The sequence below is a fragment of the Pseudoxanthomonas sp. UTMC 1351 genome (assembly GCF_040948865.1).
Classification (GTDB): Bacteria; Pseudomonadota; Gammaproteobacteria; order Xanthomonadales; family Xanthomonadaceae; genus Pseudoxanthomonas_A.
The window spans coordinates 52,623-63,400 of sequence record NZ_JAVGJT010000010.1; the positions used below are offsets into that span (position 1 = coordinate 52,623).

Here is a 10,778-nt window from a genome sequence, read left to right on the forward strand (position 1 = left end):
GAATGCGTTCCCTAGCGTTGATGCTGTCTTGCGCCGCCGTGGTGGCGGCCGGCTGTTCCCGTGGATCCGCGCCCGCTCCTGAGGCGCCATCCGCTCCCAAAGCCGTGACCACGAAGCAAACCCGCAGCCACGACGAGAACTCCTATGCCGAGCCAGGCAAGGTCGTCATCAAGGACCTGGCACTGGATCTGGCAGTCGATTTCGACAACAAGCAGCTCGCGGGCACCGCTCTCTATACGCTGGAGTGGAAGGACAAGGCGGCCAAGCAGCTGGTGCTGGATACCCGCGACGTCACCATCGAGAAGGTGGAAGGCCAGGACAAGGTAGGCACGTGGATGCCGCTGCAGTACGCACTGGCGCCGGCCGACAAGATCTTCGGCAGCAAGCTGACCATCGAAGCGCCTGAGCAGAATGCGCACGTGCGCGTGGCTTACAAGACTTCGCCGCAGGCCTCGGGCTTGCAGTGGCTGGAACCGACGATGACGGAAGGCAAGCAGTTGCCCTTCATGTTCAGCCAGTCGCAGGCGATCCACGCGCGCAGCTGGGTGCCGTTGCAGGACACGCCCAGCGTGCGCTTCACCTATACCGCGCACGTCACCTCGCGTCCGGATGTGATGGTGCTGATGAGCGCCGACAACGACCCGGCCGCGCCGCGCGACGGTGACTACACGTTCAAGATGCCGCAGCCGATTCCTTCGTATCTGCTGGCTATCGCCGCCGGCGACTTGGTGTTCAAGCCGATTTCCGCGCGCAGCGGCGTCTGGGCCGAACCGACCATGGTGGACAAGGCCGCCAAGGAGTTCGAAGACACCGAGCAGATGATCGTCGCCACCGAAAAGTTGTACGGGCCCTACCGATGGGAGCGCTACGACATGCTGGTGCTGCCGCCGTCATTCCCGTTCGGCGGCATGGAGAATCCGCGCCTGAGCTTCATCACGCCCACCGTGATCGTAGGCGACAAGTCGCTGGTGTCGCTGATCGCGCATGAGCTGGCGCACAGCTGGTCCGGCAACCTGGTGACCAATGCCAGCTGGAAGGACATCTGGTTGAACGAAGGGTTCACCACTTACGTGCAGGACCGCATCACCGAGTCCTTGTACGGCACGGAAATGGCGGAGATGGAACGCCAGATCGACCAGACCGATCTGCTCAACGAAGTGAAGGACATGTCGCCGGCCGATCAGGCGCTGGCGTTGCCCGCGCTGACCAATCGCGATCCGGATGAATCGTTGAGCAGCGTCGCCTACGTGAAGGGCGCGTGGTTCCTGAAGTTCCTGGAAGAGCGTTTCGGCCGCGAGGTGTTCGATCCCTTCCTGCGCAGCTGGTTCGACGACCACGCATTCCAAAGCGTCAACACCGATCAGTTCGTCGAATACCTGCGCAAGAACCTGCTGCCGAAGAATCCGAACGCGGTGACCGACGCCGAACTGACCGCGTGGCTCAATGAGCCGGGCATACCTACGTTCGCCGCCAAGGCGCAGTCGCGCGGCTTCTCCCTGACCGACACCGCCCGCATCGCCTGGCTGGGCAGTGGCAAGCTGCCCAACCCGCAGCTCACCTCCGAATGGACGACCCAGCAGTGGGTCAACTTCCTGAAAGGCATGGGCGACAAGTTGACGGTGGAACAGCTGGCCCAGCTGGATGCGGCCTATCACTTCACCGGCACCCAGAACGGCGAGATCGCGATGCGCTGGTATCCGCTGACGGTCCGTAGCGGCTACCTGGAAGCGCGCCCGGCGATCGCCGAATTCATCGAACGCGTCGGCCGGCGCAAACTGATCCTGCCGATCTACGAAGAACTGGTGAAGACGCCGGATGGTTTGGCCTTTGCCAAGGACTCCTTCGCTCGCGCCAAGCCGGGTTACCACCCGATCACCACCGCGTCGGTGGAGGCGCTGTTGGCCAAGGCATCGGAAGCCAAGTAAGCCATGCCGTCCAGGCGCGCAAACAGGAAAACGGTCGCCGTGGTGGCGGCCGTTTTCTTTTTGCTGGCCGTAGCATGGCTGTGGCGCGACCCGATGCTGATGGTGCGCGGTGTGTTCGCCGCGCAGCGCTGGTGGATTGGTTTGTCCTCGCAGCAGGTAGAGGCGGGCGGGCACCGCTGGGTCTATGCGCAGCGCGAAGCGATCAAGCCGGGCGCGCCAACGCTGGTGATGGTGCACGGCTTCACTGGTAGCAAGGAAAACTGGTACCCGATGGCCGAGCGCCTGGGCGGTCACTATCGCTTGATCATCCCGGACTTGCCGGGCTGGGGTGCCAGCGAACGCAAGGCCGGCGAGGACTATGGCTTCAACGCGCAAAGTGCGCGGCTGGCCGAGTTCGTCGAAAAGATCCGCAAGCCTGGCAGCGACGTGGTGCTGCTGGGACATTCGATGGGTGGCGGTATCGTCGCCGTGACGGCCGCGGACCATCCGCAGGAAATCACGCGCGTCGGCTTGTTCGACGCTGCTGGAGTGCGCTTCAAGGACAATCGTTTCGGCGAACAGGTACTGGCCGGTGAAAATCCGTTCGCCGTGTACGACGATGCTTCATTGAAGCGCTATATCGATACGGTGTTCTACGGTGCCGACGCCAAGCCGTTCTTGCCATGGCCAATATCGCAGGCTGTGATTGACTGGCGTAAACGGCAGGCGCCGTTCGAACAATCCGTGCTGGACCGCATCGGTCGTAGCGATGAAAGTTTTCTGCCAGGCAAGGCGGCGTCCGCCATCGATCAGCCGGCGCTGTTGCTGTGGTGCCGGCAGGATGCGGTGATCGATCCCAGCGCCATGGCGCTGTACGCCGAACGCATGCCGCACGCCTTGCAGGTGATGTTGGATGGCTGTGGACATATGTCGATCATGGAGAAGCCGGACGACGCGGCGGCCGCGGTCGAGCTGTTGATCAAACGAGGAGTACCGAGATGAAGATTTCCCTGCTGTCCGTTGGCTTGCGGGTTTGCCTGACGGTGTTGACTGGGTTGGGGCTGACCGCGTGCGGCGACCGCGAAGCCGAGCAACGCGCGGCCGCTGCCGCCCAGGCGGCGGCGCAAGAGCAAAAAGCCGATGAGCTGGAGCGCCAGTACGACCAGGCGCGGACCGCCAACGACTGGGAAATGGCGCGTATCCATGGCTCTGCGCTGCTGTCGCAATACCCGCAAACACAGGCTGCCGGACGAATCAAGGCAGGCCTGGAAGAAGTAAAAGCCAAGGCCGAAGGCGCGCGCGAACGCCGGCGACTGGAAGCTTTGTGGGATTACGCCCAAGTCGCTGCCGATGGCGGCGTCCAGCGTTCCGCCACGATCTACAGCAAGGAGCCCGTGGATGTGGACGGCAGCGGCGCCAAGCCGGTGCAACTGGTGTTTCGCGACCATCCCAAGTGGGAGCGCAGCGGCTATCTGGTGTTGCAGGCCGGCGATTTCCGTTGCGCGGGCGGTTGCAAGGTCAAGGTGACCGCCGACGGCGCCGCACCGAAGTCGATGGACGCATGGCGCCCGGATACCGACGAAGCCATTGCCATGTTCATCACCGACCAGAAAGCGTTATGGAAGCTGCTGCGCAAAACGCAGGTGGTGGAAATCGAATTTCCGGTAAAGGCCGGCGGCACCCGAAAGGTGGTGTTTGAGAGCGGCGGCTTGGATGGCAAGCAGATGCCGGGTTGGGATTGAAGAGAGCTCCGCGCGTTGTAGAGCCGAGCTTACTCGGCTGCTTTTGGACCGGCGTGCACTCGCGGCCATGTTGCAGTGCAAACATCATCCGGCAAAGCTAGTCAGGCGCGTCATCCGGTGTCGTCGCAATATCACGCCACAGCTTCTCGACAGGGGTAAGCTTGTTCCGCGGCGCACCGCTCCCGAGGGCGCGCTTGCTTGGTGACGCGACGCAGGATGCGCGCGCCTGCTACATCCGTTACGCGCCGCCGCATGGACGGCAGACGGGCGTTTTGTGGAGGTCACTATGCTTTCGCCACGACTGCACCACTTCCTGGATGAGCGCCACGGGCACTACACCGCGCTCACTCACAGCCACACCATCACCGCGCAGGAAACCGCGGCCGCGGCGAACATCGGCCATCAGCATTTTGCCAAGACGGTGATGCTCAAGATCGATGGTGCGCTTGCGATGATGGTGATGCCGGCGTCCTACCGGGTCGATCTTCTACGTCTGTCGCGCGCGCTTGGCGGCAGCGTGGTGGAGCTTGCGCAAGAGGACGAGTTCCGCGATGTGTTTCCGGATTGCGAGCTCGGTGCGATGCCACCGTTCGGCAATCTGTACGGCATGAAAGTCTATGTCGATTCGCGGCTGACCGGACGGGCCGAGATCGCGTTCAACGCGGGTTCCCATACCGATGTCGTGCGCATGCCGTACGACGAATTCGAGCGCCTGGCGCAGCCGGAAGTGCTATGGCTGACCCATGTGATGTGATGGGTGCCGTGAGGATGCGGCGCCCGTATTAGATCGAATTGGGTAGGAGCGGCGTCTCGCCGTGAGCTCTTCGCTTCAGATACCGATAGAAGCTAAGAGCTCGCGGCGGGACGCCGCTCCTACCTACAAGGCGGCATTCCTGCAATCAACAATCGCTACACGGTGCGAAGGACCGCCTCACAGCGCGTAGCCGAACTGCTGTTTGAACTGCTCGGCGAATTCGCTGTAGTCGAAGCGCTGGTTCTGGGTGCCGGGGTGCTCCACCTTCAAGGCGCCCATAAGGTTCCCCATGCGGCCGATCGTCAGCCAGTCGTAGCCTTTCTCGATGCCGTAGATCAGGCCGGCGCGGAAGGCGTCGCCGCAACCGGTCGGATCGGTGACGCGGCGTTCGTGCGCCGGCGGGATGTCGTAGGTCTTTTCCGGCGTATGGATCTGCGAACCGTGCGGGCCGCGCGTGGTGATGTAGGCCTTCACCCGTTTCACGATGTCGTTCTCGCCCCAGCCGGTGCGTTCCTGCAGCAAGTTGGATTCGTAGTCGTTGACGGTCACGTAGTCCGCCAACTCAATGAACTGGCGCAGTTCCTCGCCATTGAACAGCGGCATGGCCTGGCCGGGGTCGAAGATGAACGGTATGCCGGCCTGGGCGAACTCCGCAGCGTTCTGCAGCATGCCTTCGCGCCCGTCCGGGCTGACGATCCCGAAGGTGACGCCGGCCACGTCGCGCACGTGGTTTTCGTACGACCGCATCATCGCGCCGGGGTGGAAGGCGGTGATCTGGTTGTTGTCGTGGTCGGTGGTGATGAACGCCTGGGGGGTGAACAGCTCATCGATCACCTTGACCTGGTCCAGCCGGATGTTCTGCTCGGCAAACCATTCACGGTACGGACCGAAGTCCTGGCCCACGGTGGCCATCGGGATGGGATCGCCGCCCAGCAGCTTGAGGTTGTAGGCAATGTTGCCGGCGCAGCCGCCGAACTCGCGGCGCATGCGCGGGACCAGGAACGACACGTTCAGGATGTGCACCTTGTCCGGCAGGATGTGGTTCTTGAACTGGTCCGGGAACACCATGATGGTGTCGTAGGCAAGGGAACCACAGATCAGTGCGGACATCGGCGAAGCTCACGGGAGGCGGCCCGTCGCCGCAACGCAATAGGTTAGCCGGTGCGGGCGGCGCGGCAAAGGGGCGCGAATGATTAAGTCGGCCTGTGAAGGGTCAAAGGTGGCGCGCGGTTTTCTTGGAAAACGATGGAAAGTTATCGCCGCCTTATGTCTGGAATCTCTTCTGGAGGCGTATGCTTCGACTTCGGACCTTTCGACAGCTTTATCGCTGTGCTGGCAGGCGCGCAGCGGCCGACCTCTCCCTTGGCAGCGGAGCAGCCGCGAATTTGCGGTTCTTGCTGCGGTTTCACGAGATTTCACCTTGCCGGCTCACAGGTGGGTTGTTAGGCTAACCGACCCTTTTTTTGCCCAAAAAATCGCCATTTCTCCGGCGATCCGCCACCAGCAGGATTATTCCCCCGATGTTCAAAAAGCTCCGCGGCATGTTCTCCAATGACCTGTCCATCGATTTGGGCACGGCCAACACTCTTATTTACGTGCGCGGACAAGGCATTGTGCTGAACGAACCTTCGGTCGTGGCGGTGCGCCAGGACCGCGCCATCGGTGGCTCCCGCTCGGTGGCGGCGGTGGGTGCCGAGGCCAAGCAGATGCTGGGCCGTACCCCCGGCCACATCACCACCATCCGGCCGATGAAAGACGGCGTGATCGCCGATTTCACCTATACCGAGGCGATGCTCAAACACTTCATCAAGAAGGTGCACAAATCGCGCTTCCTGCGCCCCAGCCCGCGCGTGCTGGTCTGCGTGCCGGCCGGCTCCACCCAGGTGGAGCGCCGCGCCATCAAGGAATCGGCCGAAGAAGCCGGCGCCCGCGACGTCTACCTGATCGAAGAACCCATGGCGGCCGCCATCGGCGCCGGCATGCCGGTCACCGAGGCGCGCGGCTCGATGGTGATCGACATCGGCGGCGGTACCACCGAAGTGGCGGTGATCTCGTTGAACGGCATCGTCTACTCGCAGTCGGTCCGCATTGGCGGCGACCGCTTCGACGAGTCCATCACCAATTACGTCCGCCGCAACCACGGCATGCTGATCGGCGAAGCCACCGCCGAGCGGATCAAGCTGGAGATCGGTTGCGCCTACCCGCAGCCGGAAGTGCAGGAAATGGAAATCTCCGGCCGCAACCTGGCCGAAGGCGTGCCGAAGGTGATCAAGATCAATTCCAACGAAGTGCTGGAAGCCTTGCACGAGCCGCTGTCGGGCATCGTCAGCGCGGTCAAGCTGGCGTTGGAGCAAACTCCGCCGGAACTGTGCGCCGACGTGGCTGAGCGCGGCATCGTGCTGACCGGCGGCGGCGCCTTGCTGCGCGACCTGGACCGGCTGATCTCCGACGAAACCGGCTTGCACGTGCAGGTGGCGGACGATCCGTTGACCTGCGTGGCCCGGGGCGGCGGCCGCGCGCTGGAACTGGTGGACATGCACGGCAACGAGTTTTTTGCACCGGAGTAAAGCGGGGAAAGGGGAACCGGGAACGGGGAATGCGCGTTTGTCGCGAGCGGCCCGTTAACAGGTTCTCCAGGCTTGTCTTACGTGCTTGCGGTAGATTACGAATCCTTGCGGCACTGGGATTCTTTCATTCCCTGTTCCCCGTTCCCTGTTCCCGCCTCTAGCCACTCACGTGCCCTCCTACGCAGGTCCTCCCGTCGCCACCCGTCAGGGCGAAGTCGCCAGCACCTTGCGGTTGCTGGCGTACCTGGCGCTGACCGTCTCGTTGATCTTTCTGGATCATCGCGGTGGGTGGCTGTCGCAGGTGCGGGCGCACGCCGACATCGTGACTCAGCCGCTGTGGTGGGTGGCGGGACTGCCGGGCCGTCTCGGCACGCGTATGCAGGACGATGCCGTTACCCGCAGCCGCCTGGTGGAAGAAAACCGTCAATTGCGCAATGAGTTGCTGGTCGCCAATGCGCGATTGACGCGGTTGCAGACAGCCACCATCGACAACGCGCAGCTACGCGCTCTGCTGGGGGTGAAGACCAGCCGTGGCCTGGACGTGCAGCTGGCGCCCATCCTCAACATCGATCTGGATCCCACCCGGCAGCGTTTGGTGCTGGATGCGGGTAGCCGCGACGGGGTGCGCCTCGGCCAGGCCGTCATTGATGCCGGTGGACTGATGGGCCAGATCATCCAGACCACGCCTTCACACTCGATTGCGTTGCTGCTTACCGACCCGGACCATGCGGTGCCGGTCGTGGTCGCGCGCAACGGCGTGCGCCTGATCGCCTATGGCCGGGGCAGCAGCGATCGACTGGAACTGAGTGATGTGCCATTGAACAGCGGGGTGAAGGTGGGCGATACCATCGTCACCTCCGGACTCGGCGGCCATTTTCCTGTCGGTTTCCCGGTCGGCACCATCGTTGCCCTTCGGCCGGATGACAGCCATGCCTACTTGATCGGCGATCTGAAACCCGCGGCGCAGCTGGATCGTGGCCGCGACGTGCTGCTGTTGCGTTCGGCGCCCGAGGCACCGCTTGTCGTGCCACCAGGCGCGCCGTCAGGCGCCGTCACCGGCGCAGCGGCACCCTTGCAAACTCCATCCAGTGCCGCTCCGCCGGGCAGCGCGCCGGCTGATGCGGCGAGTGCCGGCACGGAGGCTCAACCACAGCAGCCTTCCGCCGCGCCGCAGGACGGCGATCCGGCTACCGGCACGCCGCCAGCAGTTCCGCGGGAGCCCGACCGATGAGCAGGGTGCGCGTGGGTTGGTTGCTTCCGCTAAGCCTTTTGGTGGCGCTGCTGCTGGGATTGTTGCCGCTCCCGGACATGCTGCAGCCGCTGCGGCCGTACTGGCTGGCGTTGGTGCTGGCGTACTGGGTGATCGAGGCGCCGGATCATGTCGGCTTGGGTTTCGCCGTGGTCCTTGGGCTGATCGCCGATCTGATGTTCGGCATGCTGCTGGGCGAACAGGCGCTCCGACTGTTGATCATGGCCTTCATCCTGCAGCGCTTCCGCGCGCGGTTGCGTTTCTTCCCGCTGTCCCAACAGGCGTTGGCGATCGGTGGATTGCTATTGAACGATCGCATCGTCGCCGCTGCCGTGCACTTGGTGCTGGGCGAACCGACGCTGCCGTGGAAGTACTGGTGGGCGCCGCTGCTGGGCATGGCGCTCTGGCCGCCGCTGTTTCTGCTGCTGGATGCGTTGCGGATGGGGCGTGGCAGACGTGGTTGAAGCAGTCCTGACAGGCCCTAGAGCGACATGATGGCGCGGCGTCCTTCCAAGAATCCGCACGCGGAAGCGGAGCAGTTCCGCCGGCGCGCGGTGCTCGGCTTCGTCATGGTCGCGCTGTCGCTGGTCGGTTTGGCGGCTTGGTACTTCAAGTTGCAGGTGATCGACCACACGCAGTACGCCACCTTGTCGGAAGCCAACCGCATCAAGCTATGGCCGGTGGTGCCCGGCCGCGGCGCCATCTACGACCGCAATGGCAAGTTGCTGGCTGAAAATGTGCCGGCGTTCCGCCTGGAAGTGACGCCCGACAAAGCCGGCGATTCCAAACGGCTGATCAGGGAGTTGGGCGAACTTATCGCGCTGACGCCGGAAGACATCGCCCGCTACGAGGCCGACCGCAAAACTTCGCGGGGTTTCCGCCCCGTCTCGCTGAAGCTGCGGTTGAGCGAGGACGAGATGGCTCGTTTCGCGGTGAATCGCTGGCGCTTTCCCGGCGTGGAGCTGGTGCCTTATCTGACACGCCGTTATCCCTATGGCGACTTGTTCGCTCACGTCATCGGCTATGTCGGCCGTATCGACGAGAAGGACCTGGAAACGATGGGCGAGGGCAACGCGGCGCTCACCCATACCGGCAAGACCGGCCTGGAGCGCTATTACGAAACGGCGTTGCGCGGCAAGGTGGGCTACAAGCAGGTCGAGACCAATGTGCAGGGACGCGCCCTGCGGGTTGTGGGTAGCGTGCCGGCGGTGCCCGGCACCGACCTCAGGCTCAGTATCGATGCGGATCTGCAGAAGGCGATCGTGATGGCTTTCGGCGAGTTCGAAGGTGCCGCCGTCGCCGTCGATCCCCGCACAGGAGAAGTGCTGGCGATGGTCAGCCTGCCCAGCTACGACCCCAATCTGTTCGTCAACGGCATTTCCAGCAAGGACTTCAAGGCGCTCAACGAAAACCCCTCGCGTCCGCAGTTCAACCGTCTGGTGCTGGGCGGCGTGGCGCCCGGATCGACGCTGAAGCCATTGCTGGCGTTGGCGGGTCTGGACAGCGGTCTGCGCAAGCCGGAAGACAAAGTGCTGTCCACCGGCATGTTCTATCTGCCGGGCACCAGTCGTGGCTGGGGCGATGCCTCGCGCGGAGGGCATGGCTGGACCGACTTGCGCAAATCGATAGCGCAATCGGTGAACACTTACTACTACCGATTGGCGCTGGACATGGGGATCGAACGTTTCGACGAGTACATGGAGCGCTATGGTTTCGGCAAGCCGACGGGCATCGACCTGGTCGGCGAAATCAGCGGCATCCTGCCTTCGCCGGCGAGCAAGATGAAAGCCACCCAGGTGCGCTGGTACCCCGGTGACACCGTCAACGTCAGCATCGGCCAGGGCGATTGGAAAGTGACGCCGTTGCAGCTGGTGCGCGCTACGGCGGCGCTGGCCGATGGCGGCAACCTGCGGCGGCCGCACCTGGTACGCGACCAGCGCACCGGCTTCGATGCCGATTGGCAACCGCTGCCGCAGCCGGAGCCCATGCGCATCAGTCCTAACCCGGCCAATGTGGCGGTGGTGCGCGAAGGCATGATGGCCACCATGCTGCCCGGCGGCACGGGTGCATCGACCGCGCGCGGCGCTCCGTATCTGATGGCCGGCAAGACCGGCACCGCGCAGGTCGTCAGTCGCCGCGGCACCGCATCGGTCGATCCGCGCAGCCTGCCGATGCATCTGCGTCACCGCGCGCTGTTCATGGGTTTCGCGCCTGCCGACAATCCGACCATCGCGGTGGCGATCGCGGTGGAAGGCGGCGGCTACGGCGGCAGCACGGCAGGGCCGATCGCACGCAAGATCTTCGACGCGTATCTGTTGGGCAAGTTGCCGGAAGTAGAGGGCGAAAGCGGGAACGGGGAACAACAACCCGGGAACGGGGAACAGGGAACAGGGAATGAGGCGGTGCCGCCGGCTGTGCCTGCACCAGATCCCACGATTCCAACACCTTCCGGAGGCGCGATTCAAAACCCCTCTCCCTTTGTTGCGACGGCGTACGGCATGCGCGCCATTGGCGCGCGTACGCCAGAGCGCCCGCGCAGCGGGCCGGGGCGCGAAGCGGGGG

General features: G+C 63.8%; 9 protein-coding genes and 1 pseudogene. 9 read left to right on the forward strand and 1 reads right to left on the reverse strand.

Translation table 11 applies throughout. The annotated features are described in order from the left end of the window. The first annotated feature begins 2 nt into the window (after window positions 1–2). The 4 genes from AB6O04_RS08750 to AB6O04_RS08765 all read left to right on the forward strand — a co-directional run bounded on the left by AB6O04_RS08750 (window position 3) and on the right by AB6O04_RS08765 (window position 4,400). The gene (locus AB6O04_RS08750; protein ID WP_368563471.1) at window positions 3–1,925 is read left to right on the forward strand and encodes a M1 family metallopeptidase; all 1,923 of its coding nucleotides are present in this window, start codon (window positions 3–5) and stop codon (window positions 1,923–1,925) included. Between the two features lie 3 nt (window positions 1,926–1,928). After that, a complete protein-coding gene (locus AB6O04_RS08755) occupies window positions 1,929–2,906 on the forward strand; it encodes an alpha/beta fold hydrolase (RefSeq protein ID WP_368563472.1) in 978 nt (325 codons plus the stop codon). Then, entirely contained in the window at window positions 2,903–3,646 is a 744-nt protein-coding gene (locus AB6O04_RS08760; RefSeq protein WP_368563473.1) for a hypothetical protein, read from the forward strand. Before AB6O04_RS08755 ends, AB6O04_RS08760 begins: the two co-directional genes overlap by 4 nt. A 286-nt stretch (window positions 3,647–3,932) precedes the next feature. Further along, window positions 3,933–4,400 (forward strand): aminoacyl-tRNA deacylase, encoded by a 468-nt coding sequence (locus tag AB6O04_RS08765; RefSeq protein ID WP_368563474.1) that lies wholly within the window; start codon window positions 3,933–3,935, stop codon window positions 4,398–4,400. A 177-nt stretch (window positions 4,401–4,577) separates the two neighbouring features. Here the strand turns inward: AB6O04_RS08765 and AB6O04_RS08770 are convergent, their stop codons facing one another. Further along, entirely contained in the window at window positions 4,578–5,510 is a 933-nt protein-coding gene (locus AB6O04_RS08770; RefSeq protein ID WP_368563475.1) for a carbohydrate kinase family protein, read from the reverse strand. A gap of 79 nt (window positions 5,511–5,589) precedes the next feature. Here AB6O04_RS08770 and AB6O04_RS08775 point away from each other — a divergent pair, with 79 nt between their 5' ends. The 5 genes and pseudogenes from AB6O04_RS08775 to mrdA form a co-directional block, all read left to right on the forward strand. Further along, window positions 5,590–5,955 (forward strand): hypothetical protein, encoded by a 366-nt coding sequence (locus tag AB6O04_RS08775; RefSeq protein WP_368563476.1) that lies wholly within the window; start codon window positions 5,590–5,592, stop codon window positions 5,953–5,955. Next, entirely contained in the window at window positions 5,921–6,967 is a 1,047-nt protein-coding gene (locus tag AB6O04_RS08780) for a rod shape-determining protein (protein ID WP_368563477.1), read from the forward strand. The genes AB6O04_RS08775 and AB6O04_RS08780 overlap by 35 nt, the downstream gene beginning before the upstream one ends. Window positions 6,968–7,136: 169 nt before the next feature. Continuing rightward, window positions 7,137–7,970, forward strand: a pseudogene (gene mreC / locus AB6O04_RS08785) (rod shape-determining protein MreC); the annotation flags it as partial. Between the two features lie 224 nt (window positions 7,971–8,194). After that, the gene (gene mreD, locus AB6O04_RS08790; RefSeq protein ID WP_368563478.1) at window positions 8,195–8,680 is read left to right on the forward strand and encodes a rod shape-determining protein MreD; all 486 of its coding nucleotides are present in this window, start codon (window positions 8,195–8,197) and stop codon (window positions 8,678–8,680) included. Window positions 8,681–8,707: 27 nt separating this feature from the next. After that, on the forward strand, window positions 8,708–10,778 hold a 2,071-nt coding region (mrdA, locus tag AB6O04_RS08795), incomplete at its 3' end, for a penicillin-binding protein 2 (RefSeq protein WP_368563479.1).

Bases quoted from the DNA above. Each gene is read 5' to 3' on its own strand.
- AB6O04_RS08750 (WP_368563471.1), top strand. From the start codon at position 3: ATGCGTTCCCTAGCGTTGATGCTGTCTTGCGCCGCCGTGGTGGCGGCC.
- AB6O04_RS08755 (WP_368563472.1), top strand. From the start codon at position 1,929: ATGCCGTCCAGGCGCGCAAACAGGAAAACGGTCGCCGTGGTGGCGGCC.
- AB6O04_RS08760 (WP_368563473.1), top strand. From the start codon at position 2,903: ATGAAGATTTCCCTGCTGTCCGTTGGCTTGCGGGTTTGCCTGACGGTG.
- AB6O04_RS08765 (WP_368563474.1), top strand. From the start codon at position 3,933: ATGCTTTCGCCACGACTGCACCACTTCCTGGATGAGCGCCACGGGCAC.
- AB6O04_RS08770 (WP_368563475.1), bottom strand. From the start codon at position 5,510: ATGTCCGCACTGATCTGTGGTTCCCTTGCCTACGACACCATCATGGTG.
- AB6O04_RS08775 (WP_368563476.1), top strand. From the start codon at position 5,590: ATGATTAAGTCGGCCTGTGAAGGGTCAAAGGTGGCGCGCGGTTTTCTT.
- AB6O04_RS08780 (WP_368563477.1), top strand. From the start codon at position 5,921: ATGTTCAAAAAGCTCCGCGGCATGTTCTCCAATGACCTGTCCATCGAT.
- mreD (WP_368563478.1), top strand. From the start codon at position 8,195: ATGAGCAGGGTGCGCGTGGGTTGGTTGCTTCCGCTAAGCCTTTTGGTG.